The organism is Exiguobacterium qingdaonense, assembly GCF_018617855.1.
Classification (GTDB): Bacteria; Bacillota; Bacilli; order Exiguobacteriales; family Exiguobacteriaceae; genus Exiguobacterium; species Exiguobacterium qingdaonense.
The window spans coordinates 375,897-402,830 of sequence record NZ_JACSKY010000001.1 but is presented as its reverse complement, the minus strand read 5'-3'; the positions used below and the strand labels follow the sequence as shown (position 1 = coordinate 402,830).

The following is a 26,934-nucleotide window of genomic DNA, read 5'->3' as shown; positions in this document are numbered from 1 at the left end:
GACAGATGGAAAAGACATGGAATGGAAAAAAAGTTCTCGTCCTCGGCGCAGCAAAAAGCGGAATCGCAGCAGCGACATATCTTCACCACGCAGGTGCAGACGTGACGGTGAATACGGGTAACGTACCACCGGAAGACGAACAAAAGAAAATTCAAGCTCTCGGAATTCGTTCAGTCTATAATGAGCATCCGCTCGATTTATTAGACGAAGCGGATTTGATCGTCAAAAATCCGGGAATCCCGTATCAAATCCCATTGCTTCAAGAGGCGATGTCTCGTAATATCCCAATCTATACCGAAGTCGAACTCGCCTACTTTGCGACCGAGGCGGACTTCGTCGCCATCACGGGTTCGAACGGGAAAACGACGACGACGACGCTCGTCTATGAGCTACTCCAAGGTGGGGAACGCCCCGTACACCTTGCCGGGAACATCGGATTTCCAGCGATTGAAGTGGCAGCTGAAGCGAAAGCGGGCGACTTGATTGTCATCGAACTATCCAGCTTTCAACTGATGGGAGTCGAGTCATTCCACCCCCACTCGGCCGCGTTACTCAATTTATCAGAAGCCCACTTGGATTACCACGGCGATTTCGACGCTTATGCGGACGCGAAAGGAAACCTGTTCCGTCAAATGACGAATGATGACCAACTCGTCGTCAAGGCGACCGACCGAGAGGTGATGAAGCGTGTACCGGGACAAATCGAACCGAATACGTTCAGTTTCGACCGAGGTGACGCCTCTGTCGTCGATGGGTGGGTCACCGTCCGTGGTGAACGGATCATTCGAGTAAACGAACTCGCATTAGGTGGTGCCCATAACGTCGAGAACGTTTTGGCGGCCCTTCTCTTAATCGAACCGTTCCACATCCCTCGTACACATGTCGAGCGTGTCCTTCGAAATTTCGGCGGGGTCGCACACCGGACCGAGAGTCTCGGTAATGTATTAGGACGTCCAGTCTACAATGATTCAAAGGCCACGAACAACGTGGCGGCTGAAGCGGCGCTACGAGGATTCGATGCCCCGATTGTCTGGCTTTGTGGTGGGCTTGAGCGGGGTGCGGATTTATCGTCACTCGTGCCTGCGCTGTCAAACGTCAAAGTAATTGTTGCGTTCGGAGAGACCGCCGAGCGATTTAAAGAGCTCGGGGCGTCAGAGCACATTCCATCATATGCTGTTGAAACGTTGGAAGAAGCCGTTCCGCTTGCGTTTGAGCAGTCCGAGGCAGAAGATGTCATCTTGCTATCCCCTGCTTGTGCTAGCTGGGACCAGTTTAAAACGTTTGAAGAAAGAGGCGAACAGTTCGTCAAACTTGTTCGGGAATATGAGGAGGCGAACCGATGAGGATTATAGTTTCAGGTGGGGGGACGGGTGGTCATATTTACCCGGCGCTCGCTTTGATTGCTACGTTACAAAAACGGCATCCTGATTTACAGGTACAATATGTCGGGACGGAGAATGGGTTAGAAGCCGATCTCGTACCGCGAGCAGGCGTTCCATTCAAATCGATTCAAATCGCGGGTCTGAAACGGTCACTCTCGCTTGAAAATATAAAAACGGCTTATTGGTTCTTGAAAGCCGTTCGGTCACTGAAGAAAGACATGGCTGCGTTCAAACCGGACGTCGTCATCGGAACAGGTGGGTTCGTATCTGGACCGGTCGTTTACACGGCGCAACAACTTGGTATTCCGACGATTCTTCATGAACAAAACAGCATCCCGGGACTGACGAACAAGTTTTTATCAAAGAAAGCCGACCGGGTCGCTCTCTCGTTCAAAGGGTCGGAAACCCACTTTCCTGGTGCGGACGTTCGCTTGATCGGAAATCCACGTGGAAGTGAAGTGTCGCAAACGAAAGTCGATGTGGCCAGTGTACGAGAACAGTACCGCTTAGACGAACGACCAATCGTATTGATTTACGGTGGAAGCCGTGGAGCAGAGGCGATCAACCGCGCGGTCATTGAAGCGATTCCAGCGCTTGATGCTTTGCCGATCAATGTGCTATACGTCACGGGGAAAGTGCACTATGATTCTGTATCGAGGCAGGCACCAAGTGCCGACAACGTACACATCCATCCGTACGTGTACGATATGCCGTCCTTGCTTGCCTGTACGTCACTCGTCATTTCACGGGCCGGGGCATCGACGATTTCAGAATTGACAGCCCTCGGCTTGCCGAGCGTATTGATCCCGAGTCCATACGTGACGGCAGACCACCAGACAAAAAATGCTTCCGCCCTCGTCGAGAGTGGGGCGGCCCTACTCGTCAAAGAAGAAGCGTTGACGGGCGAGGAGCTCGTAAAAGCGATTCGTCAAGCACTCGGACGAAAAGATGAGATGGCGAGCGCTTCCCGTGCCCTTGGATTTCCAGACGCTTCAGACGCCTTAGCTAATCTCGTAGAAGAAGTCATTCGATAAAGGAGTAGAATCCGATGGAACCTAGCCAACGAACGGTGCGTAGTCTCGAAGACCGCATTCCATACATGAAGAAGCAACGGCGAAAAAAAGCGAACCGTCGGATGTTCTCTGTGCTCTCATTGTTTGGAGTTCTCATCTTACTCGTGGTCTATATGCAAACTTCGATGTCGGATGTAAAGGACGTGAACGTGTCCGGCCTCTTTTGGTTAGAGGAATCATATGTGCTTCAAGATATGGAACTCGACACGACGACAAAGTTCATCAGCGTATCACCAAAGAACATGAGTGAGCAAATGGAAAAATTACCCGGTGTCAAACGGGTGGAAATCGACCGTTCCTGGTATAACAAAGTTCGAATCAATGTTTCAGAGGAGAAGATGATTGCGTATGCGCGGGCTGATCATGGTGATGTCGTCGTTTTAGCGGACGGGTCACTTCATCCGACGGGCACCATTACCGATCCGAAAAAATTAAAAGACGGACCACTTCTACGAGAGTTCAACACAGAGGAAGAACTCGAGAAGATTGCAAGTGAACTAGAGGGTGTGGACGATGCGACTCGGGCACGTATGTCAGAAGTGATGCTGTCGAAGCAAAAAGGAGAACCGACGCGATACGAAATCTTTATGAATGACGGAAATACGTTACTCACACCTACTCTGAAACTTAGTGAGACGGTTTCAAAGTATGGAAAAATCTATGAAAACATCCCTAAAGGAGAGCGTGGGACTGTCGTCATGGACGGTGGATTTTACTTCGTCCCGTATGAAAAAACAGAGAAATAATTTCCAATATTACAGCCCTTAGTCAAATTAGGGCTGTTTTTTGTGTTTTGTAAACGAATTGATAACCCGAAACCGCTTAAATTGTAGGATTCTACCTTTTCTCACTATCTTATTTGTTGTAAACTTAGACGTGAGATATCTTGTCGAAACTAACAATCCTATTGGATATCTGTATATATGCCAATCAATTTGAATGGAAAAATGATAGAGCGGAGGTGTTTCCCTTTTGGAAGCGAATGGTTATGTGGCCGCATTAGATATTGGAACGTCAGAGATTAAGCTCGTCGTCGGTGAATTGCTCGGCGGAACGCTTAATATTTTGGCAGAAGGGTGTGCACCGTCTGCGGGTGTAAAACGTGGCGCAGTCGTAGATATCGATAAAACGGTACAAGCAATCAAGCAAGCTGTTGAACATGCCGAGACATCATTAGGCAATCAAATTCGATCTGTATACGTTGCCATCGAAGGGGAACATATTCAAATTGCCCCGTGCCACGGAATTGCATCTGTGAAGCGGGAAGACCAAGAGATTACAGATGAAGACGTGATGGAAGTGATCAATTCGGCACAAGTGATGCGATTACCGGATGAGATGAGTGTGATCGATGTCATTCCATCCTCATTCACCGTGGATCAACAAACAGGTGTCATCGACCCTCGCGGGATGATCGGTTATCGACTTGAGATGCACGGAAAAATGGTTACAGGATCGAAGACCATTTTACATAGTATTCGTCGTTCGATTGAACGGGCCGGGCTCCGCCTTGAAGGATTCGTACTAGGAAATCTCGCACTCGGTATGAGCGCGGCTTCTGTAGACGAAATTGATTTAGGGATCGGGCTCGTCGATGTCGGTCATGAAAAGACGACGGTCTCGGTATTTTATCGAGGAGACCTCGTCTACTCGTATATTCTCCCGGTCGGTGGGGACCATATGACGAGAGACTTGGTCTACAAGTTGAACTGTAAGTATCAAGACGCAAAAGTGGCGAAAGAAGAATACGGCCTTGCCCTTGAAGATATGGCTGATGAGACAGAAGGTTTTTCATATACGAATATCAACGGTGAAGTCGGATTTGAACCACAGTCAGAAATTAGCTATGTTTTAGAAGCGAGAATAGAGGAAATGTTTACTCTTATGTTGAATAAGGTTCAAAAAGTAGGCGTTCCGATGCTGAATGGCGGATACTTACTTTGTGGTGGGGCAGCTGCTCTCCCAGGCATTCAAGAGTTAGCGACTCGAATCATCGGTCAAAAGACGAGACTGTATCAACCATCGTCGATTGGCGTCAGACATCCAAAATACGCTACGGCAGTCGGTGTATTGAAGTACGTTTTAATGAGTGATCATCACGTCTCGAAATCTCAGCTCGAAAAACCGGAAGTTCCTCATGATATGCTTCACAAGAAGCTAGAATCGACCGATACTCCTGTTGGAGAGAACGAGGACGAGACCGATCAAGAGTCGAAAAAAGGATTCAGTCGTTTGATGGAAAAATTATTTGGCGTTTAAGCTGATGGTGTAATACAACTTGGAAAATATGTAGGGGGATACCTGAATGATGTACTTTGATGAGGCGATTGACGCCGTAGCAAAAATTAAAGTAATTGGAGTCGGTGGCGGTGGTTCAAACGCCGTCAACCGCATGATTGAACATGGTGTACAAGGCGTCGAGTTCATCGCCGTCAACACGGACGCACAAGCGTTGAACATGTCGAAAGCCGATGTGAAACTTCAACTTGGTGCTAAATTGACACGTGGTCTCGGAGCAGGCGCGAACCCGGATATCGGTAAAAAAGCGGCAGAAGAAAGCCGTGAACAATTGATTGAAGCGCTTGACGGTGCCGACATGGTCTTCGTCACTGCTGGAATGGGTGGCGGAACCGGAACCGGAGCTGCCCCGGTCATCGCCGAGATCTCAAAAGAAATCGGAGCGCTCACGGTCGGTGTTGTCACTAAACCGTTCATGTTCGAAGGTCGGAAACGGATGCAGCACGCACAACACGGGATTCAAGCGTTCAAAGAAAAGGTAGACACGCTCATCGTGATTCCGAACGATAAACTTCTTGAAATCGTCGAACGGAATACGCCGATGATCGAGGCGTTCCGCGAGGCAGACAACGTACTCCGTCAAGGTGTACAAGGGATTACTGACTTGATTGCCATCCCAGGTCTCATCAACCTTGACTTTGCGGATGTGAAGACGATCATGACAGAAAAAGGATCTGCCCTTATGGGAGTCGGTGTCGCCACGGGAGAAAACCGTGCCGTCGAAGCAGCGAAAAAAGCAATCTCATCACCACTTCTCGAATCTTCTATCGAAGGTGCGAAAGGTGTCTTGATGAATATCACGGGTGGACTCAGCCTCAGCTTGTTCGAAGTGACAGAAGCGGCTCAAATCGTTCAAAGTGCAGCGGATGAAGAAGTGAACTTGATTTTCGGTTCGGTCATCAATGAAAACTTGAACGATGAAATCATCGTCACCGTGATCGCAACTGAATTTGCTGAGGAAGCGCAAGGGACGAACCCGTTCTTGCAACAGCCTAAAAAACAGCCTGAGGTTGAGAACAAGGAACCCCAACCAAAAGCAAATGAAGCGGCTCAACAAGACGAAGGGAACTTCCATCGCCCTGTGTATGGAGGAGACGTCCCAGACGAGACGATCAACATCCCTGCGTTCGTGAGACAACGCCGTAATTGAACAACGAAGGGGTGCCGGTACGCGGCATCCCTTTTTCTAAAAGGAGAGACCGATGCAACTGTTACATACATGGGAAACTGAGACAAACCGCTACCACGCCTATGTGACGACGCGAACGAACGGACACAACGGCGGAAACGTCGGGCTACACGTTGGAGATGAGATAGACCGAGTCGTCCAAAACCGTCAACTGTTCTTTCAACGAGCCAATCTGTCACTTGAAGATTCCGTGTGGGCTGAGCAAATTCACGGCACGAACGTCCAATTTGTAGGACCGATTGATCGAGGCAAAGGGGCGTTCCTCTATGATGAGGCCATTTCAAAAACGGACGGTCTATTGACGACAGAGGAGCATTTACCATTAGCTCTCGTCTTTGCTGACTGTGTGCCGCTATTCTTTTGTGCGAAGGAACGTGGTCTGATTGGCATTGCCCATGCTGGATGGAAAGGGACCGTCGGAAATATCGTTCAATCCATGGTAGAGGCGTATAAAGACCATGGAGTCGACGCAACCGAGATCGAGATGCTAATCGGCCCATCTATTTCCGGGGATGACTATGAGGTCGACCGCCGTGTGTTAAACGCCGTCCATGACGTTTCGTCGGTTGCGTATAAACGAGCGGTACAAGATGAATCCGGCGAACATGCTCATCTGTCACTTCAAACCGTCAATGAGGTATTGGCAAAAGAGCATGACATCTCGGTCAGTCATTCGAAATTAACGACTGGCGCAAACGCCCCTTACTTTTCATATCGGGACGGGGAAACAGCACGTCGATTTGCGGCAGTCATCGTCAAGGAGCGTAAATAGTGAGTATTTCAGATAATGTAAGACAGGTACAATCGATTATGTCAGCGCACGAACGAGAAACGAAACCGACACTCATCGCCGTCACCAAATCGGTCGGTGTGGATGTCGCGAACGCCTTATATGTGGAAGGCATTCGTGACTTCGGTGAAAATCGTCCGGATTCCTTGCTTGAGAAAGTGGGTGTCATGCCGACTGATGCAAGATTTCATTTCATCGGTACGCTTCAGACGCGAAAGGTGAGGCAAATCATCGATCACGTCGCAGCGATCCATTCTCTCGACCGATTGTCTCTCGCTTCAGAGATTGATAAACGAGCCAATCGAGTGGTAGATTGTTTCGTTCAAGTGAACACGTCAGGAGAAGATTCAAAACATGGTCTTGAAATAGAGGAAGTCATTCCATTCATCGAGAACTGTAAACAATATTCCCATATTCGAATCATCGGGCTCATGACGATGGCCCCGCTGACGGAAGAAGAGTCGATCCTTCGGGACACGTTTCGCCGTTTGCGTGTTGCCCGTGATGAAGTGATGGCTAAAGCGTATGAGCACGCACCTTGCACGGAACTGTCGATGGGGATGTCAAACGATTATCCAATCGCGATTGAAGAAGGCGCATCGTTTGTTCGTATTGGTACCGTACTTGTGCAATAATATATCTTAAGGAGGAATCCGTTATGTCAATCAAAAACAAAATGAAAGATTTCTTTGGGCTCGATGAAGATCCGAACAACACGTACGAAGAAGAAGAGTATGCCGTCGCTAACACTGCACCTTCTACAACCGAAACATCGATCGTAAAGCAGGATGATCGTCCTAAGTCAGCGAACAACCTCGTGGCACTAAATACGAAAAAGAAAGATCGCTCTAAAGTCGTATTGGCTGAACCACGTGTGTTTGCTGAAGCGCAAGACATTAGTGATCACTTGAAAGAAAATCGTGCGGTCATCGTCAATCTTCAACGCATGTCAAAAGAACAATCTCGTCAAGTCGTCAACTTTCTTTCAGGTGTCGTATACGCACTCGAAGGATCGATGACTTCGATTGGACATAACACGATTCTGTGTACTCCGAACAACGTCGAATTGACCGGTTCAATCTCAAACTTGATTTCGGAGGATGAACTTCACAGTAAAGGGTGGTAACTGAATGGAAAATGTAATTCCTGCCTTAGGCAACACATTGAGTGACTTATTAGGTATTTATAGCTGGATTCTTATCGGCTATATCTTATTATCATGGTTCCCGAACGCGCGTGAATCAAAATTTGGACAAATTTTATCGGCTTTGTGTGAACCGTTTTTGGCACCGTTTCGTCGAATCATCCCGCCAATCGGTGGAATGCTTGATATCTCTCCAATCGTCGCTTTATTCGTTCTTCGAATGGCCCAAGTCGGAATCGCTGCGATTTTCGGGTGACGTATGAGCGTTTACGATCATTACCGACCAAGTGAACGCGCATTCGTTGAGCAAGTACTCGATTGGGTGCAACAAGTCGAGGATAGCTATGTGTTAAAATTGACGGACTTTTTGGACCCGCGTGAACAGCAAATCGTCAAACAACTCGTCGGTAAACAACTCGTCCTTCATGACGATGGCGGATTCGTTGGCGCGGAGCGACGTCGTATGATCTTGGCACCGGAATATTATGAACTGAATCAGAATGATTTCGAAATCGAGATCCGGCGTATCGAGTACCCGACAAAGTTTGTTGATTTAACGCATCGACAAGTGACGGGGACTTTACTCAATGCAGGACTGAAACGTCAAAAATTCGGGGATGTCGTCCTCGAGGATGAACTCGTACAGTTTGCGACGACGCGTGAAGCGGTCGGATTCATCGAGATGAATTTAGATCGTGTCGGAAAGGCGAAAGTACGTATTTCTTCCGTGGCGAAAGAAGATGTGCTCGTCGTCCCTGAAACGGAATGGGTCGAAGGATTCGGTATCGTTTCTTCTTTACGATTTGATACGGTCGCAAGCGAGGTACTCAACATGTCAAGGCAAAAAGCGCAAGCGCTCGTCAAACATGGCGACTGCAAAGTGAATCATAAAGTCATTGAAGATGCGAGCTTCCTTCTCGAGCCAGACGACCTTCTCTCCGTCCGTGGACATGGTCGCATCAAATTGCTAGAGATTCTCGGATCGACCAAACGTGAAAAAATAAAAATACAGTATGGCACTATACGTTGAACTTAGGAGGAAAGTCGAATGGCGTTGACACCGATTGATATTCATAATAAAGAATTCTCTTCCCGTTTTCGTGGGTACGACATCGATGAGGTCAATGAATTTTTAGATCAAATCATTAAAGAGTTTGAACTATTGATTCGTGAGAATCGACGATATGAAGAACTTGTCAACGATATGCAGGCCCGCATTGATTACTTCTCCTCGATGGAAGATACGTTGAATAAATCGATTATCGTCGCGCAGGAAGCTGCGGAAGAAGTGAAGAACAATGCGCAAAAAGAAGCGAGCCTGATCTTGAAGCAAGCAGAGCGTGAAGCGCATGCACGTGAAGAGGAAGCGTCTCGCAAAGAACAACTTGCCGAACGTGAAGTCGTGCAAATGCTCAAGAAAGTTGAACTGTATCGTACACGGTTCCGTGTGCTCGTCGATGCGCAAATGGAACTCCTCAATAGTACGGAATGGGAAACGATTGTCGGAGAACCGCCGGTACAGACGGTTCTTGACGATAGGACGGAACTTGCGTATAATGACGACGAAGTCAAACAGAATGAAGAACATCATGGATAAATGATCAACACGTTGAGTAGGACGCGTCGGTCGAGTCATACCTACGAAGCGACTTAGGGACGGTGTAAGCCTAAGAGAAAGACTCGAATCGATATCCCCTATGAGTCGTCACGCTGAACGAGAGTAAGCGTGACCGTCTGACCTCGTTATCGGTTACCGAGAGCGGTCTCATGAAGATGAGACTAGTAGGGTGGTACCGCGAGTCAACCAACTCGTCCCTATCAGGGATGGGTTGGTTTTTTTGTTTTCAAAAAAATGTTGATGGAGGAGTTTAGATGAACTATAAAGATACGCTATTAATGCCGAATACAGAATTCGCGATGCGTGGAAATTTACCAAAACGCGAGCCGGCGATGCAGACAGAATGGGAAGACATGGACCTTTACAACAAGGTTCAAGAGAAGAATGCCGGAAAACCACAATACATCCTACATGATGGACCGCCATATGCAAACGGCGACATCCATATGGGGCACGCGATGAACAAAGTATTAAAAGACATCATCGTTCGTTTCAAGGGGATGAACGGATACCAGTCTCCGATGATTCCAGGATGGGACACACACGGTCTCCCGATCGAGAACGCCCTTCAAAAAGCAGGCGTCAATCGTAAAGAAATGACGGTCGCTGAGTTCCGCAAAAAATGTGCGGAATACGCGATGGAGCAAGTGAACTCACAACGTGAACAGTTCAAACGCCTCGGGTTGCTTGCGGATTTTGAGAATCCATATATCACGCTCCTTCCCGAATACGAGGCAGCTCAAATTCGTCTGTTCGGTACGATGGCTGAAAAAGGGTACATCTATAAAGGGAAAAAACCGGTGTACTGGTCTCCATCTTCTGAATCGGCACTCGCTGAAGCTGAAATCGAATACTACGATAAAAAGTCACCCGCCATCTATGTGGCGTTCCGAGTTGTGGACGGAAAAGAGACGTTGACGTCAGATGATCATTTCGTCATCTGGACGACAACGCCTTGGACAATCCCGGCGAACCTTGGAATCGCAGTGAGTGATGAGTTGACGTATACGCGGATCGAACATGAAGGGAAAGGATACATCGTCGCGGAAACATTAGTCGAAGACGTGACGACAGCGCTCGGATGGACAGACTTCACAGTGAGCGGTTCTTGGAATGGACGTGACTTCGAGTATATGACGGCACAACATCCGTTGTATGACCGCACGTCGCTCGTCATTCTCGGCGACCACGTTACAGCGGATGCGACAGGTCTCGTTCATACTGCACCAGGTCACGGGGAAGACGATTATCGCGTCGGACAGGCATACGGATTGGACGTCCTTTGTCCGGTAGATGACCGTGGTTACATGACGGATGAAGCGCCTGGTTTCGAGGGTCTATTCTATGAGGACGCGAATAAACAAATCGGGATGAAGATTGAAGAGAACGGCTATTTGCTCAACTTGAAATTCATCAAGCACTCGTATCCGCACGACTGGCGTACGAAAAAGCCGGTCATCTTCCGTGCGACACCACAATGGTTCGCCTCAATCAAAGATTTCCGCGAAGACATGCTTCGTGAGATCGAGGAAGTGAACTGGGTGCCAGAATGGGGGATGACTCGTCTTTACAACATGGTCCGTGACCGCGGGGACTGGGTCATCAGCCGCCAGCGTGCCTGGGGTGTCCCGATCCCAATCTTTTATGCAGAAGATGGTACGGAAATCATCACGAATGAGACGATTGATCACATCGCGAGCTTGTTCCGCGAGCATGGTTCAAACGTCTGGTACGAATGGGAGGCGAAAGACCTCCTTCCTGAAGGGTTCACGCATCCGAGTAGCCCGAATGGGGAGTTCCGCAAAGAACTCGACATCATGGACGTATGGTTCGACTCGGGATCATCACATGCAGGTGTGTTAGAGGAACGAGAACATCTTCGCCGTCCGGCTGACCTTTATCTTGAAGGGTCGGATCAGTATCGTGGATGGTTCAACTCGTCACTCTCGACAGCTGTCGCAACGACAGGGAAAGCGCCATATCGTAACGTCTTAAGTCACGGTTTCGTACTTGATGGAGACGGGCGTAAAATGTCAAAATCGCTTGGCAATACGATCGCACCGAACGACCTCGTGAAGCAGTATGGTGCTGAAATCATTCGTCTTTGGGTCGCATCCGTCGACTATCAGTCGGACGTCCGTGCGTCGCACGATAACTTCAAACAAGTATCAGAAGTATACCGGAAGATGCGCAACACGATTCGCTTCTTACTCGGAAACTTGAACGGCTTCGAGCCGTCGATGCGAGTCGCATATGACGATATGCCGGAAGCCGACCGCTTCATGGCGACGAAACTGAAACAATTGCAGACAAAGGTTGTCAAAGCATACGATGAGTTTGACTTTATGGCGGTATACCATCTCGTCCATAACTTCTGTGTCAACGAGTTGTCATCGTTCTACCTCGATTTCACAAAAGATATCTTGTATATCGAACGTGAAGACGATCTCCGTCGTCGTGCCGTTCAGACCGTTATGTATGACGCGGTCATCCTCTTGACGAAACTGTTGGCACCGATTCTTCCACACACGGCCGATGAGGCGTGGAAAGAGGTCCCTGGGAAGACGGAAGCGAGCATCTTCCTATCTGATTTGGAAGAAGTGGACGCATTGACGGCAGACGAGACGGCGTTACTTGAGAAGTGGTCGAAGTTCCTCGTCTTCCGTGACGATGTCTTGAAAGCAATTGAAATCGCACGTGGAGAAAAACTGATTGGAAAACCGCTCGAGGCGAAGTTGATTCTCGCACCGAAAGCAGAGACGAGTGACTTGTTGAACACGATCGACAACGTCAGTCAACTGCTTCAAGTCTCACAAGTAGAGTGGGCTGAGACGGCCGATGTCGACTATGCGACGACGAAAATTACAGTCGCGAAAGCCGACGGAGCCGCTTGTGCACGCTGTTGGACTTACTCGACCGAGCTTGGACAAAACGATGAGCATCCTGAGCTTTGCCCACGCTGTGCATCAGTGATCGGTTAAGACGAACCGGAGTGGCGTCCCCACTCCGGTTTCTTAACGGTTTGAAAGGAGACGCGTATGAAACGTTACTATGGATTGGCTCTCATTTTGATTGTGATCGATCAACTGACGAAATGGGTGGTCGTTCAGACGATGACAATCGGACAAACGATTGAAGTCATCCCAAACTTATTGTATTGGACATCTTATCGCAATAAAGGAGCGGCATGGGGGATGTTAGAAGGACAGATGACGTTCTTCTTTATCGTCACAATCATCGTTGTTGCCGGACTCGTTTATTTTTTACACAAAGAAGTGAATGGATACCAACTTCTCGGCTATAGTGTCGGTCTACTGTTGGCCGGTGCAATCGGGAACTTCATCGACCGCCTGTTTCGAGGCGAGGTCGTGGACTTTGTCGACACGTATCCGTTCGGATATAACTTCCCGATTTTTAACGTGGCCGATATGGCGCTCACATTTGGAGTCATCTTGATGGTCGTCGGTGTTTTGTTTGAAGAAAAATTACACAAAGAAAGGGGACAATCGTAATGGAATCGTATTCTTTTGTCGCCGATGAAAAGGCAAGGATTGATAAGTGGGTGAGCGACCGTGGCGAATGGTCACGTTCGCAAGTGCAGGAATGGATTAAGACGGGAGCCCTCCTCGTCAACGGTAGTGCCGTGAAGGCGAACTACAAACTTCAAGTAGGGGATGAGGTGGAAGTGAATGTGCCGGAAGCGGTGGAGCTCGAGGTATTGCCTGAAGACATCCCGCTCGAAATCGTCTTTGAAGATGAAGACGTCATCGTCGTCAACAAGCCACGTGGCATGGTCGTCCATCCCGCAGCCGGTCACACGTCAGGAACGCTCGTCAATGCGTTACTGTTTCACTGTGATGACCTTTCGGGCATCAATGGGGTGAAGCGACCGGGAATCGTTCACCGGATCGATAAGGACACGACGGGGCTTCTCATGGTCGCAAAAAACGATTTGGCGCACGAATCGCTGGCGAGCCAGCTGAAAGACAAGACGATCAAACGTGAATATATCGCGCTCGTCCATGGCGAGCTCGTTCATGAACTCGGGACGATCGAGGCACCGATTGGACGCGATACGAATGATCGTCAACGCATGACCGTGACGGACAGAAACGCAAAGGAAGCTGTGACACATTTCCGTTTACTGGAGCGCTATAAAGATTTCACGCTCGTGGAGTGTAAATTAGAAACGGGACGTACGCACCAAATTCGCGTTCACATGCGTTATATCGGTCATCCACTCGCTGGTGACCCGAAATATGGTCCACGTCGTACGATCGATTTAGGTGGCCAGGCACTGCATGCAGCAACGCTCGGATTCCATCATCCACGGACGAAAGAATGGATGGAGTTTGAAGCGCCACTACCAGAAGACTTTAACACCGAACTCGCGAAGTTAGATAAAATCGAGAAAACTCGTTGACTTCTGTCACGTTCCGATTTATAGTCTAGGAAGCATAACACCTTTAAACCCAGTCCAGAGAGGCTGTGAAAGGATTGTGACCGCGGTCACACTTACGTCGATTCAACCCCGGCAGCAGACTGCCGTTTTTGATGAAGACTCCCTTTCCGGTCGGATGAGGGAGTCTTCTTTTTTAACTAAATCAGGTGAGAATTCTCCCTCCTCTAAGCGTCTCGGGGCGAAGCTCGGCGTAGGTGGGAGATGAATCGCCCGGTCCAAACGTCTTTTCCCCCTGTGACAGATAGGACGAACAAAAGTTCGTGATTCCGTCAGATTCTCCCTCCCCTTCCACGGGTATCGGATGAGGAAGACACATCACAATCTGCTGGAGGGAGGAGGGACGGACATGCTGAAAGGCTACACATACAGGCTTCATCCGACGCCGGCACAGGCCGAGTTCCTGCTCCGGACGATTGGCTGCGCCCGGTTCATCTACAACAAGTTGCTCGAGGACCGCATCGCCATCCGCGAGGAGGCGAAGGAAGGGAGCGGGCCGAGACGGAAACCGGCGACACCCGCCTCCTACAAGCCCCTGTTTCCGTTCCTCGCCGAGGCGGACAGCCTCGCGCTCGCGAATGCGAAACTGAACCTCGACGCCGCGTTCGCAAAGTTCTTCGCCGGGACGGCCGGCTTCCCGGCGTTCAAGTCGAGACGGCGGTCGCGCGCCTCCTACACGACGAACAACCAGCGCGGTACGATCCGCATCGAGGCGGGCAAGGTCCGGCTGCCGAAGGTCGGGTTCGTGCGGTTCAGACAACATCGTCCGTTCGAGGGCGTCATCCGGTCGGCGACGGTCTCGATGACGAGGACGGGCAAGTTCTTCGTCTCCATCCTCGTCGAACAGGACGATGCACCATGGATCCCAGCCAAGAACAAGGTCGGGATCGATCTCGGCCTGGAACACTTCGCCGTCATGACGAACGATGCGATGGTTTCGGAGAAGATTGGAAACCCCCGACTCCTCCGGAAGTCCGAAGCGAAGATCAAGAAGGCACAACGCGCTTTGTCACGTAAGAAAATGGGAAGTAAGAATCGTGAAAAAGCCAAATTATTTCTGGCAAAGAAACACGAAAAGATCGCCAACCAACGCAAGGACTTCCTTCACAAACTGTCAAGACGGATCGTTGACGAGAACCAAGTCATCGTCGTGGAGACATTGAAGTCGAAGCATATGATGCAAAACCATAAGCTCGCCAAGTCCATCGGGGATGTCAGTTGGTACGAGTTCGTCCGGCAACTCGAATACAAATCAAGATTCTACGGACGGACGCTCATCAAGGCAGACCCTTGGTACGCATCCACTCAAATCTGTTCCACTTGCGGCATAAAAGGCGAGAAGAAGGCGATGGATGTCCGTGAATGGACGTGTGCCTGTGGCGCGCATCATGACCGTGACATCAACGCGAGCATCAACCTGTTGAGGTTGGCCGACTGACAATCCTTCAGGGCAGGGACTGCCCGACGAGCTTGGTCCATAACCGTGGCTGGTAAGAGCACGGTCTTCCCAAGAAGCTCCCCCTTCAATTTGCGAAGCAAATAAGTGGTGAGTAGTTCACTATACGAAAGGAGGAATTACGTGAAACAATCAGTCATTTTAGATGAGTCAGCCATCCGTCGGGCGTTGACGCGAATCGCCCACGAAATCATCGAGCGGAACAAAGGGATCGATGACGTCGTCCTCGTCGGAATTAAGACGAGAGGCGAGACGCTCGCTGACCGACTCGCTCGCCGAATCGAGGAGATTGAAGGCAAGCCGGTCGCACTCGGTAATCTGGATATTACCCTTTACCGTGATGATTTATCAAAAAAGTCGTTAGACCCGGAAGTGAAAGCGACGGAACTGCCACATGATATTAACGGAAAGACCGTCGTCCTCGTCGACGACGTCCTGTATACCGGTCGAACGGTCCGTGCCGCAATGGACGCACTCGTCGACCACGGTCGCCCAGACTATATCCAACTCGCCGTCTTGATTGACCGAGGTCACAGGGAACTTCCGATTCGACCTGATTTTATCGGGAAGAACGTTCCGACATCTAAATCCGAGCAAGTCGTCGTGCGACTCAGTGAAGTCGATACGGCAGATGAAGTTACAATCCACCAGCACTAAACACAAACCTTTAAGGTGGTCCAGAGAGGCCAGGAAGGAGAACTCAATTATGAAACAACCCGTTCTACACATCCACGAGCGTCCAGCTCACTTTCCACAATGGCTGTTATTCAGTCTTCAACACGTCTTCGCCATGTTCGGAGCGACGATTTTAGTCCCGATTTTAACGGGGTTGAATACATCGGTCGCCCTCGTCGCTTCCGGAGTGGCCACGCTCTCATTCTTAGCGATTACTCGCTTCAAAGTTCCAACGTACTTAGGTTCAAGTTTTGCCTACATCGCCCCGATCATAGCGGTCAGTCAGCAGTGGGGCGTCGAAGCCGCACTGTTCGGCGGAATCATCGCCGGCTCGGTATACGGTGTCGTCTCGTTGATCATCTATAAAACAGGGGTCAACTGGTTGCTCCGACTACTCCCTCCGGTCGTCGTCGGACCGGTCATCATGGTCATCGGACTCTCGCTTGCGCCGGTCGCCATCGACATGTCGATGAATCAAGACGGTGCCTACAATGGAACGTTCATGATGATCGCATTGCTTACACTCGGGATCACGATGCTCGCCATGACAAAGTTGAAAGGTGTCTGGGGCGCTGTCCCGATCCTCTTTGGAATCGTGGGAGGATACGCAGTCGCAGCGGCATTCGGTATCATCGATTACTCACCGATTCAACAGGCAAGTCTGTTCCAACTACCTGACTTCACGATGGTGTTCGTCGACTACATGCCGATGTGGCAAGTCGGTGCCCTTCTCGCCATCGTCCCGGTCGCTCTCGTCACGATGACGGAGCATATCGGCGATCAAATGGTCACATCGAAAATCATCGGACGAGAGACGATGAAAGATCCTGGATTACATCGCACGCTACTCGGCGACGGGGTAGGGAAGGCGGTCGCCTCCGCACTCGGTGGACCACCGTGTACGACATACGGAGAGAACAACGGTGTCATGGCCATCACACGAGTATACAGTGTGTATGTCATCGCGGGAGCAGCGCTCATGGCCATCAGCTTCGGCTTCCTCGGTCATATCGAAGCCTTCATCTCGACCATTCCAAATCCGGTCAAAGGAGGCATCTCGATCCTGTTGTTCGGTGTCATCGCCTCAAACGGACTGCGCACGATGGTGGAAAGTAAAGTCGATTTGGCGGAGAAACGCAACTTGATCATCGCTTCGGTCATCCTCGTCATCGGACTCGGTGGTGCCATGGTTCAACTCGGCAACTTCCCGGTTCAAGGAATGGCGCTCGCGACAGTCGTCGGCATTTTGTTGAACGCCATTTTACCGAAAGAGGAAGACGATACAGCAGTCGAAGTCAACATAACTGAAGAAACGAAACAAGCAAGTAACTTTTAAATCGATCCCGTGAGGTCGGCAAAGTGAAGGCTCGTTTATTTGGGTGCACCTTGCCCAAATAAAGGCGTCCCTTCACATCGGTGAAGAGGCGCCTTTTCTCTTTGCCTCTAACAAAAGGAGGAGACGAAAATGAATACGATGCAAACGAACGTTAAACCGATCAAGCACTTCGTCAGTTTGGACACACTCTCACTCGATGAGATCATGGGCATGATTGAAGAGTCACTGCGCTATAAGCAAGGGGACCTTCCCCCGCTGTTTGACGGGAAGACGGTAGCGAATCTGTTCTTTGAAAACTCGACCCGAACGAAAAACTCGTTTCAAATGGCCGAGCGACATTTGAACGTACAGGAGATTCCGTTCGATGTGACGACGTCATCGGTCACAAAAGGCGAGACGCTTTACGATACGTGCAAAACACTCGAAGCCATCGGCGTTGACGCGCTCGTCATACGACACCCCGAGGCGGGTTATTATCATGAACTCATCGAGAAGTTGAACATTCCGGTACTGAACGGGGGTGACGGAAGCGGCGAACACCCTTCCCAGTCGTTACTCGATCTCGTCACCATCTTTGAAGAGTTCAGAACGTTTCAAGGGTTGAACGTTGCCATCTGCGGAGACCTCGTCCATAGTCGGGTCGCCCGCTCGAACGCGAGCGTATTGAAACGTCTCGGGGCAAATGTAGTCGGATGTAGCCCGGCTTCTTGGTGGGACGATTCGATGGGACTAGAACGAAGGGAACTCGATGATGTCTTGGCAGAAAGTGACGTGATCATGCTGCTCCGTGTCCAACATGAGCGCCATATCATGGGAGACATTTTCTCGAAAGAGGAGTACCACACGCAATTCGGTTTGACGGTCGAGCGAGTTGAACGAATGAAAGAAGGGGCCATCATCATGCATCCGGCTCCGGTCAATCGAGATGTGGAGATCGCGGGAAGTTTGATCGAACACGTTCGGTCACGTATCTTTCCACAAATGACGAACGGGGTATATGCCCGCATGAGCATCTTAAATCGAGCACTAGGAGGACAACAATGATACTTCAAAATGCGACGTGGTATGACGAGGGGACGAAACGGACGACGACCATCCAAGTGATAGACGGTAAAATCTCTTCACTCGACTATACAGGGGAGAGAGCGGGGCAAGAGATTATTGATGCATCGGGCTATCTACTCGCACCAGGACTAGTCGATGTACATGTCCACTTACGAGAACCAGGGGGCGAGGCAAAGGAGACGATCAAGACGGGAACAATGGCAGCTGCGGCAGGAGGATTCACGACAATCTGTTCAATGCCGAACACGCGACCGGTGCCGGATGATCGCGAGACGATGGATGCCCTGCTTCAAAAAATTGAACGAGATGCGGTCGTCCGCGTCCTCCCATACGCTGCCATCACAAAACGACAACTCGGAGAAGAACAGGTCGACATGGAATCGCTCATAGATGCCTTCGCCTATACGGATGATGGGGTCGGTGTCCAGTCGGCGGCGATGATGCGACAAGCGATGCGTGAAGCGAAACGATTGAACAAGGCGGTCGTTGCCCACTGTGAGGACAATTCATTGAAAGCTGGGTCGGTTCATGAAGGCAGGTTCAGCGAGGCGCATGGCATTCAAGGAATTCCGAGCCTCGCGGAGAGCATCCATATCGCCCGTGACGTCTTGATTGCCGAAGAGACCGGATGTCACTATCACGTCTGTCACGTCTCATCCCGCCAATCGGTTCGCGTCATCCGGGATGCGAAACGAGCCGGCATCCACGTGACCGCAGAAGTGACGCCGCATCACCTCGTCTTGAGTGAGGACGATATCCCAGGTCTCGATGCAAACTTCAAGATGAATCCACCGTTACGAAGCGAGGACGATCGACAGGCGCTTGTTGAGGGACTGTTCGATGGGACGATCGACATGATTGCGACGGACCACGCACCACATACAGCAGATGAGAAAGCGCAGGGAATCGAGCGGGCACCGTTTGGCATCACCGGGTTCGAGACAGCACTTCCACTTCTCTACACGACGTTCGTAAAAACCGGACTCATGGAAGAGCATCAGCTGCTTGACTGGATGACGAAGCGACCGAGTGACGTGTTCGGCTTATCGAGAGGTGAGCTAAAAGTAGGAGCGGATGCGGACATGATCCTCATCGACACAAAAACGTCTCGTACGGTCGATCCGACGACATTTTACTCAAAAGGAAAGAATACACCGTTTACGGGGAAACGACTTGTCGGCTGGCCGGTCATGACGATAGTTGGTGGAGAAATTGTATATAAGGGGCGATTTGATGAAACGAACATTATGGCTTGAGGACGGGATAGCGTTTGTCGGAAAAGGGTTCGGGGCACCGGCTGATACGATGGGGGAAGTCGTCTTCCAAACAGGGATGACGGGTTATCAAGAAATATTGTCGGATCCATCCTACTGTGACCAAATGATTGTGCTGACGAACCCGTTGATCGGGAACTACGGGGTCAATCGTGAGGATTTTGAAACGACGGTTCCGATGGCCAAAGCACTGATTGTGAAAGAAGCATGCGATACGCCATCGAACTTTCGTTCGACGGCGACGCTCGACGCGACACTTACCCGCTTTTCTATTCCGGGTCTGTCGGATATCGATACACGGATGCTGACACGTCACCTTCGGGCGCAAGGGGTCATGCGAGGCGTCCTCATCGATGGGGAGTCGACGTGGGACGAGGTACGGGCTCGATTTGACGAAGAATCACCGAACGATCAAGTAACGCGCGTCTCGACAAAACGGACATACATGAGTACAGGGACGGGACCACGAATCGCCTTGGTCGACTTCGGTGCAAAACTTGGGATCATGCGCGAGTTGATGAAACGGGACTGTGAAATCGTCGTCTTTCCACACGACGTCACTGCTGAAGAGGTGTTGCGATATGAGCCGGACGGCATCATGCTGTCGAATGGACCGGGGGACCCAAAGGATGTACCGACAGCCCTCCCACTCATCGAGCAACTCATGCCGACGACACCGATGTTTGGCATTTGTCTCGGTCACCAGCTGATTGCTCTCGCGAACGGAGCGAACACGTTCAAGCTTCCGTTCGGACATCGTGGTGCGAACCATCCGGTACTCGAACTCGAGACGGGTGCCGTGACGATCACATCTCAAAATCATGGATATGCGGTAGAAGAGGCATCGCTATCCGATACTTCACTCATCGTGACACATCGTGCCGTCAATGATGGCACGGTAGAAGGGGTGAGACATCTCCACCACCCGACCTTCTCGGTACAGTACCATCCCGAGGCAGCGCCGGGACCGTTCGATGCCAACGATTTATTTGACCGTTTCATGCGACTCGTACAAGAAAACAAACAGAAAGTGGGAATTTGACATGCCAAAACGACCAGATATTCAGAAAATCCTCGTAATCGGATCAGGACCGATTGTCATCGGGCAGGCAGCGGAGTTTGATTATGCTGGTACACAGGCGTGTCTCGCCTTGAAAGAAGAAGGCTACGAAGTCATTCTCGTCAACTCAAACCCGGCAACGATCATGACGGATCCGACGACGGCAGACCGTGTCTATATCGAACCGCTCGAACCGGAGTTTGTTGAGCGAATCATCCGACAAGAACGTCCCGATGCGCTTCTTGCGACACTTGGCGGACAGACGGGATTAAACTTGGCTTTTGAACTTGATAAACGAGGCGTCTTACAAGATTGTGGTGTGGAACTTCTCGGGACGAAACTATCTGCCATCGTTCAAGCAGAGGACCGGGAGCAGTTCCGCAACTTGATGTTCGAACTCGGGCATGGCGTACCTGAAAGTGAGATCGTCCATACACTCGAATCTGCTTGGGGTTTTGCGGACAGAATCGGCTATCCGATCATCATTCGGCCTGCCTACACGCTTGGAGGAACCGGTGGAGGGATTGCCCATGACCGCGAATCGTTCGAGCAAATCGTTGAATCTGGATTAAAGGCGAGTCCGGTGACGCAAGTTTTATTGGAGAAGTCGATTGCCGGGATGAAAGAGGTCGAGTTCGAGGTCATGCGTGACTCGAGTGACCAGGCGATCATCGTCTGTGCGATGGAAAACTTTGACCCAGTTGGAGTCCACACCGGTGACTCGATCGTATTCGCCCCTACGCAGACGCTATCAGATCGGGATTATCAAATGCTCCGTAGCGTCTCACTCGACATCATTCGGGCACTTGGGATTGAAGGTGGGTGCAACATCCAATTCGCACTCGACCCAGACAGTTTCACGTACTACGTCATCGAAGTGAATCCACGTGTCTCACGGAGTTCCGCACTCGCATCAAAAGCGACCGGCTATCCGATTGCCAAACTCGCCGCAAAAGTCGCTGTCGGCTATAAGCTATCAGAATTAAAGAACCCGGTCACCGAGACGAGCTACGCCTCGTTCGAACCCGCCCTTGATTACGTCGTCGCTAAAATCCCACGCTTCGCTTTCGATAAGTTTGAGTCCGCGGATCGCCGCTTAGGCACACAAATGAAGGCGACGGGTGAGGTCATGGCCATCGGTCGAAATTTAGAAGAGGCGTTGTTAAAAGCCGTTCGTTCGCTTGAACTGGGTATGGAGGAACTCTACGTCCCACAGCTTCAAGCATTAGACACAGAGCAGCTCGAGAATGGACTCACCCATCCGACAGACGAGCGTTTGTTCATCGTATATGAGGCGCTTCGCCGCGGATACACGGTGGAGGTCCTGCACCAACTGACAAAAATTGATCGACTCTATTTACAGAAATTGAATCGGATCTGGCAAGCCGAGCAACAACTCGTGGCGGAGCCATTGACGTCAGAACGTCTACTCGATGTGAAACGTTTAGGATTTAGTGATGTGGCAATCGCGCGTATGCTCTCGACGGATACGGAAACGATACGCACGAAACGGAAAGAATGGAACATTCGTCCCGTCTATAAGATGGTCGATACGTGCGCGGCCGAGTTCGCTTCTGAGACGCCATACTTCTATGGGACGTATGAAGTGGAAAACGAAGCGGTGAAGACTTACCGAGAGTCCATCCTCGTCCTCGGGTCGGGGCCGATCCGCATCGGTCAAGGTGTGGAGTTCGACTATGCGACCGTGCACTCCATCCAAACGATTCGAGATGCGGGATACGAAGCGATCATCATCAACAATAACCCCGAAACGGTCTCGACAGACTTTTCCATCTCCGATCGATTGTATTTCGAGCCGTTGACGACAGAAGACGTATTAGAGGTCATCGAGAACGAGAACCCACTCGGCGTCATCGTCCAATTTGGTGGGCAGACCCCCATCAACTTGGCAGCATCGCTCGAAGCGAACGGTGTGAGGATTCTTGGGACGTCTCTTGAAGACATCGACCGTGCCGAAGACCGAAAAGCGTTCGAAGCGACATTGTCCGCCGAGCAATTGGCTCAACCACCAGGAAAAACGGCGACAAATGTGGAGGAGGCCGTCGCTTGTGCGAACGAACTCGGCTATCCCGTACTCGTCCGGCCATCGTATGTCCTCGGTGGACGGGCGATGGAAATCGTCTATGAACAGTCTGAGCTCGAGCGGTACATGCGACATGCGGTCATCGCTTCGAAAGACCGACCGGTACTCATCGACCGCTACTTGACAGGGATTGAGATTGAGGTCGACGCCATCTGTGACGGGACGGACGTCTATATCCCAGGGATCATGGAGCATATCGAGCGGGCCGGCGTACATTCCGGTGATTCGATTGCCGTCTATCCACCACAACGACTCAGTGAAGAATTGAAACAAAAAGTCATCGACTATACGATCAAGTTGGCGAAAGCGTTCCGCATCAAAGGCCTTCTCAACATTCAGTTCGTCTATGCGGACGATTTGTATGTCATCGAGGTGAACCCACGTGCGAGTCGGACGGTGCCGTTCATCTCGAAAGTGACAGGGTTACCCGTTGCTCGGATCGCAACGCAGACGATTCTTGGGACGAGCTTGAAAGAACTCGGTCTTGGGACAGGCATTCATCCTGAGTCGGACAGTATCTCGGTCAAAGTACCGGTCTTCTCGTTCGCGAAATTGAAAGAAGTAGACCCATCGCTCGGACCCGAGATGAAGTCGACAGGAGAAGTCATGGCGACGGACCGAACGCTCGAAAAAGCGCTCTATAAAGGGCTCGTCGCAGCAGGAATGAACATTGCTCTGAAAGGGAACGTGCTCATGACAATCGCCGACCACGATAAGGACGAGGTCATCGCCTTGGCGAAACGATTCGATCGGCTGGGATTCCGCCTCATGGCAACGAGTGGTACGGCCGACAGTCTCGAAGCGGAACAGATGCGTGTCCGTCGAGTCGGGAAGATTCAAGAAGACGGTGAGACGATGATCAGTGTGATCGAGCGAGGAGACGTCGACTTGATCATCAATACGACGAGTCGCGACGCACTCGTGACGAAAGATGGTTTCTTAATTCGAAGAATGGCCGCCGAACAGGGTACGCTTTGCCTGACCTCGCTCGATACAGTCGAGGCGTTGTTACAAGTCATTGAAAGCCTGTCGTTCCAAACGGTCAGTATCCCGGCATTCACAACGTTCGGGGTGATGGTATGAGACATGACGTGACGATTGTCAGCAACCGGAAAATCGCCAAAGCGACGATGGAGATGAAAGTACGTTGCCCTGGGGTGGACATCGCCCCTGGGACGTTCTTTCACATCAAGACGTCCGGCATATTGCGTCGGCCGTTGTCTGTGGCGAACGTTGAAGGGGATGAGGTTACGTTTTTATATAAAGTGATTGGAGAAGGGACGACTGAACTGGCAAGGAAACGCGTGGGGGACACGCTTGACGTCCTTGGTCCGCTCGGTAACGGTTTTCCGCTCGCACAACATGGGAAACGGGTCGTCCTCGTCGGTGGTGGGATTGGGGTGCCGCCTCTTTACTACGTCAGGCGCCGACTACAAGAGATGGGGATTGAGACGATTGCGATACTCGGGTTTGATTCGAAAGAAAGTGTCTTTTATGAAGAAGCGTTTCGTGAACTTGGCGAGACGATCATCACGACAGTAGACGGCAGTCACGGGGAGCCGGGCTTCGTCACGGGGCCACTTGCACGTATCGATGCGGACGTGTTGTTCAGCTGCGGTCCGGAAGCGATGCTGAAGGCTGTTGCCACATCGGCTATTCCCGAGCGCTATATCTCGATTGAGAATCGGATGGGCTGTGGCATCGGCGCTTGTTTTGCTTGCGTCTGTCAAGCACCTGATGGCTATGTGAAAGTCTGTAGTGACGGTCCGGTGTTCAATGCGGAAGAGGTGCTGTTATGAGAATGAATGTCGAGTTACCAGGTCTTCGTTTAAAAAATCCAATCATTCCGGCTTCCGGATGTTTCGGTTTTGGTGAGGAATTCGCGAAACTGTATGACCTCTCCATTTTAGGAGGTATCATGATCAAGGCGTCGACGGAGGAATCGAGGTTCGGAAATCCGACCCCACGCGTCGCCGAGACGGCACAAGGCATGCTCAACGCGATTGGCCTCCAAAATCCTGGTGTCGATGCGATCATCGAAGAAAAATTGCCATTCCTCTCGACGTTCGACACAGAGATTATCGCCAACGTCGCCGGCTCGACGCCAGACGAGTATGTGGAAGTCGCCCGTCGAATGAGTGCCGACCCGACGATCAAAGCCATCGAGTTGAACATCTCGTGCCCGAACGTGAAATGTGGAGGCATGCAGTTCGGAACGGACCCGGCGATGGCGGCTGAACTCACACGACTCGTCAAAGCAGCTTCATGTAAGCCGGTCTATGTCAAACTGTCACCGAACGTCACGTCGATCACTGACATGGCAAGAGCGGTCGAGGCGGCCGGTGCGGACGGGTTGACGATGATCAACACACTCGTCGGGATGCGAATCGACATCGAGACGGGGCAACCCATTTTAGCGAACCGAATCGGTGGATTATCCGGACCGGCCATCAAACCGGTAGCGGTCCGGATGGTGTATGAAGTCGCACAGACGGTCAACATACCGATCATCGCCATGGGTGGCGTTCGGACGGTCGACGACGTTCTCGAGTTCATTTATGCCGGGGCATCCGCCGTCGCAGTAGGCACCGCAAACTTTGAAAATCCGTACGTCTGTCAAGAAATCATCGAGGCACTACCGGCACGACTCGATTCACTTGGAATCGAACATATTTTGGATGTGAGGGGGAAGGCCTATGCGCAACTTGTATCTCGCCCTTGATGTAGAAACGCGGGACGAAGCGTTTCATTTATTAAATCGTTTTTCAAACCGACCGGCTGTCAAAGTCGGGATGGAACTCTTTTACCGGGAAGGTGCACGCTTTATCGAAGAGTTGGTCGACTTGGGTTACCCAGTCTTTCTCGATGTGAAGGTGCACGATATCCCTGAGACGACACGCCGAACGATGCGGCAAATCGGAAGACTCGGGGTGGCTGTGACGAATGTCCATACGCTAGGCGGCGAAAAGATGATGCGCTATGCGTTAGATGGGTTACGAATGGAAAGCGATACGACCCGACTGATCGGGGTCACACAGTTGACATCGACGGATGAACGAATGATGCAGACAGAGCTCGGGATTGCTGGACGACTCGATCTAGCCGTTATTCGGCAAGCGACACTTGCGAAACGGGCGGGGCTCGACGGAGTGGTCGCCTCCGTTCAGGAAGCACGTATGATTCATCAAGAACTCGGCGATACGTTCATGACCGTTACGCCGGGTATCCGCCTCGGGGGAACGGATGATGATCAAGTACGGGTTGCTACGCCGCATGAAGCGAGCCGAGCCGGAGTCCACTCGATTGTCGTCGGTCGACCGATCACACGCGCAGCCGATCCCGTTACGATGTACGACCAATTTATGAAGGAATGGGGACAAACGTATGAAACAAATCGCTGAGGCACTTTTACAAATTGAAGCCGTTACCCTTTCACCGACTAAACCGTATACATGGTCGAGCGGATTGAAGAGTCCGATCTACTGCGACAACCGGCTCACACTCAGTTTTCCGGAAGTGCGTCAAGTCATCCTCGATGGGTTGGTGAAGTCAGTCAATCCGACAGAAGTCGATGTGATCGCAGGTACGGCTACGGCAGGTATTCCTCACGGGGCACTGCTCGCCGACCGACTCGGTCTCCCTTTCATTTACGTCCGTTCGAGTGCGAAGGGGCATGGGAAAGGAAATCAAATCGAAGGTAGACTCGAGAATGGTGCCCGAGTGCTCGTCATCGAAGACTTATTGTCGACGGGAATGTCGAGTATCGATGCCGCTCGAGTGATTCAAAACGCGGGCGGTGAGGTCACGGGAATTTTGGCCATCTTCTCGTACGGATTACCGGTTCTCATGAGTAATCTAGCTGATGCCGATCTATCCGCGACGTCGTTGACGACATTTTCAGAGTTGATTGAAGTTGCAGAGACGACTGGGGTATTGAATCATTCCGAGCTCGATTCCCTTCGCGACTGGCAAGAAGACCCTCGTGCCTGGAGTGACCTCATCACGTCTTAA

25 protein-coding genes and 1 other annotated feature are annotated in these 26,934 nt (G+C 51.0%); all 25 genes read left to right on the top strand.

Translation table 11 applies throughout. The features are described from left to right. Positions 1-5 precede the first annotated feature (5 nt). The 25 genes from murD (at position 6) to pyrE (ending at position 26,934) form a co-directional block, all read left to right on the top strand. On the top strand, positions 6-1,343 hold the full coding sequence (gene murD / locus KNP00_RS02015) for a UDP-N-acetylmuramoyl-L-alanine--D-glutamate ligase (RefSeq protein ID WP_215141759.1): 1,338 nt from the start codon (positions 6-8) through the stop codon (positions 1,341-1,343). Continuing rightward, positions 1,340-2,416, top strand: coding sequence for an undecaprenyldiphospho-muramoylpentapeptide beta-N-acetylglucosaminyltransferase (gene murG / locus KNP00_RS02010; RefSeq protein WP_215141757.1), 1,077 nt, complete (start codon positions 1,340-1,342; stop codon positions 2,414-2,416). Before murD ends, murG begins: the two co-directional genes overlap by 4 nt. A 14-nt stretch (positions 2,417-2,430) precedes the next feature. Next, complete coding sequence (locus KNP00_RS02005) at positions 2,431-3,201, top strand: cell division protein FtsQ/DivIB (RefSeq protein ID WP_215141755.1); 771 nt, start codon at positions 2,431-2,433, stop codon at positions 3,199-3,201. 226 nt (positions 3,202-3,427) lie between these two features. Beyond that, entirely contained in the window at positions 3,428-4,714 is a 1,287-nt protein-coding gene (ftsA, locus tag KNP00_RS02000; protein ID WP_215141753.1) for a cell division protein FtsA, read from the top strand. A gap of 46 nt (positions 4,715-4,760) precedes the next feature. Continuing rightward, complete coding sequence (ftsZ, locus tag KNP00_RS01995; protein WP_015881313.1) at positions 4,761-5,903, top strand: cell division protein FtsZ; 1,143 nt, start codon at positions 4,761-4,763, stop codon at positions 5,901-5,903. A gap of 52 nt (positions 5,904-5,955) precedes the next feature. After that, positions 5,956-6,714: a peptidoglycan editing factor PgeF gene (pgeF, locus tag KNP00_RS01990; RefSeq protein WP_215141751.1), complete on the top strand. Its 759-nt coding sequence runs from the start codon at positions 5,956-5,958 to the stop codon at positions 6,712-6,714. After that, positions 6,714-7,367, top strand: coding sequence for a YggS family pyridoxal phosphate-dependent enzyme (locus KNP00_RS01985; RefSeq protein ID WP_215141749.1), 654 nt, complete (start codon positions 6,714-6,716; stop codon positions 7,365-7,367). The genes pgeF and KNP00_RS01985 overlap by 1 nt, the downstream gene beginning before the upstream one ends. A gap of 23 nt (positions 7,368-7,390) precedes the next feature. Beyond that, the gene (locus tag KNP00_RS01980; RefSeq protein ID WP_215141747.1) at positions 7,391-7,858 is read left to right on the top strand and encodes a cell division protein SepF; all 468 of its coding nucleotides are present in this window, start codon (positions 7,391-7,393) and stop codon (positions 7,856-7,858) included. 4 nt (positions 7,859-7,862) lie between these two features. After that, a complete protein-coding gene (locus KNP00_RS01975) occupies positions 7,863-8,132 on the top strand; it encodes a YggT family protein (RefSeq protein WP_214881690.1) in 270 nt (89 codons plus the stop codon). 3 nt (positions 8,133-8,135) lie between these two features. Beyond that, positions 8,136-8,906 (top strand): YlmH family RNA-binding protein, encoded by a 771-nt coding sequence (locus tag KNP00_RS01970; protein ID WP_215141745.1) that lies wholly within the window; start codon positions 8,136-8,138, stop codon positions 8,904-8,906. Between the two features lie 18 nt (positions 8,907-8,924). After that, the gene (locus tag KNP00_RS01965) at positions 8,925-9,473 is read left to right on the top strand and encodes a DivIVA domain-containing protein (protein WP_215141743.1); all 549 of its coding nucleotides are present in this window, start codon (positions 8,925-8,927) and stop codon (positions 9,471-9,473) included. A 3-nt stretch (positions 9,474-9,476) separates the two neighbouring features. Then, positions 9,477-9,696, top strand: a binding site (T-box leader). Between the two features lie 52 nt (positions 9,697-9,748). Next, on the top strand, positions 9,749-12,475 hold the full coding sequence (gene ileS, locus KNP00_RS01960; RefSeq protein ID WP_215141741.1) for an isoleucine--tRNA ligase: 2,727 nt from the start codon (positions 9,749-9,751) through the stop codon (positions 12,473-12,475). 57 nt (positions 12,476-12,532) lie between these two features. Further along, positions 12,533-13,006 (top strand): signal peptidase II, encoded by a 474-nt coding sequence (gene lspA, locus KNP00_RS01955; protein WP_215141739.1) that lies wholly within the window; start codon positions 12,533-12,535, stop codon positions 13,004-13,006. Then, a complete protein-coding gene (locus tag KNP00_RS01950) occupies positions 13,006-13,917 on the top strand; it encodes an RluA family pseudouridine synthase (protein ID WP_215141737.1) in 912 nt (303 codons plus the stop codon). Before lspA ends, KNP00_RS01950 begins: the two co-directional genes overlap by 1 nt. Before the next feature lie 385 nt (positions 13,918-14,302). Next, positions 14,303-15,391, top strand: a complete 1,089-nt coding sequence (gene tnpB / locus KNP00_RS01945) for an IS200/IS605 family element RNA-guided endonuclease TnpB (protein WP_215141735.1) — start codon at positions 14,303-14,305, stop codon at positions 15,389-15,391. A 141-nt stretch (positions 15,392-15,532) separates the two neighbouring features. After that, a complete protein-coding gene (gene pyrR, locus KNP00_RS01940) occupies positions 15,533-16,066 on the top strand; it encodes a bifunctional pyr operon transcriptional regulator/uracil phosphoribosyltransferase PyrR (protein WP_215141733.1) in 534 nt (177 codons plus the stop codon). Positions 16,067-16,115: 49 nt separating this feature from the next. Next, entirely contained in the window at positions 16,116-17,420 is a 1,305-nt protein-coding gene (locus KNP00_RS01935; RefSeq protein WP_215141731.1) for a uracil-xanthine permease family protein, read from the top strand. Between the two features lie 159 nt (positions 17,421-17,579). Then, positions 17,580-18,464: an aspartate carbamoyltransferase catalytic subunit gene (locus tag KNP00_RS01930; protein ID WP_215142264.1), complete on the top strand. Its 885-nt coding sequence runs from the start codon at positions 17,580-17,582 to the stop codon at positions 18,462-18,464. Continuing rightward, positions 18,461-19,741, top strand: coding sequence for a dihydroorotase (locus KNP00_RS01925; RefSeq protein WP_215141729.1), 1,281 nt, complete (start codon positions 18,461-18,463; stop codon positions 19,739-19,741). The genes KNP00_RS01930 and KNP00_RS01925 overlap by 4 nt, the downstream gene beginning before the upstream one ends. Continuing rightward, on the top strand, positions 19,719-20,801 hold the full coding sequence (locus tag KNP00_RS01920; RefSeq protein ID WP_215141727.1) for a carbamoyl phosphate synthase small subunit: 1,083 nt from the start codon (positions 19,719-19,721) through the stop codon (positions 20,799-20,801). The genes KNP00_RS01925 and KNP00_RS01920 overlap by 23 nt, the downstream gene beginning before the upstream one ends. Position 20,802: 1 nt before the next feature. Next, positions 20,803-24,006, top strand: a complete 3,204-nt coding sequence (gene carB, locus KNP00_RS01915) for a carbamoyl-phosphate synthase large subunit (protein ID WP_215141726.1) — start codon at positions 20,803-20,805, stop codon at positions 24,004-24,006. Then, complete coding sequence (locus tag KNP00_RS01910) at positions 24,003-24,722, top strand: dihydroorotate dehydrogenase electron transfer subunit (protein WP_215141725.1); 720 nt, start codon at positions 24,003-24,005, stop codon at positions 24,720-24,722. Before carB ends, KNP00_RS01910 begins: the two co-directional genes overlap by 4 nt. Beyond that, a complete protein-coding gene (locus KNP00_RS01905; RefSeq protein ID WP_215141724.1) occupies positions 24,719-25,645 on the top strand; it encodes a dihydroorotate dehydrogenase in 927 nt (308 codons plus the stop codon). The genes KNP00_RS01910 and KNP00_RS01905 overlap by 4 nt, the downstream gene beginning before the upstream one ends. Further along, positions 25,620-26,324: an orotidine-5'-phosphate decarboxylase gene (pyrF, locus tag KNP00_RS01900; RefSeq protein ID WP_215141723.1), complete on the top strand. Its 705-nt coding sequence runs from the start codon at positions 25,620-25,622 to the stop codon at positions 26,322-26,324. The genes KNP00_RS01905 and pyrF overlap by 26 nt, the downstream gene beginning before the upstream one ends. Continuing rightward, positions 26,308-26,934 carry an orotate phosphoribosyltransferase gene (gene pyrE, locus KNP00_RS01895; protein ID WP_215141722.1) on the top strand — a complete coding sequence of 209 codons (627 nt, stop codon included), beginning with the start codon at positions 26,308-26,310 and terminating at the stop codon, positions 26,932-26,934. Before pyrF ends, pyrE begins: the two co-directional genes overlap by 17 nt.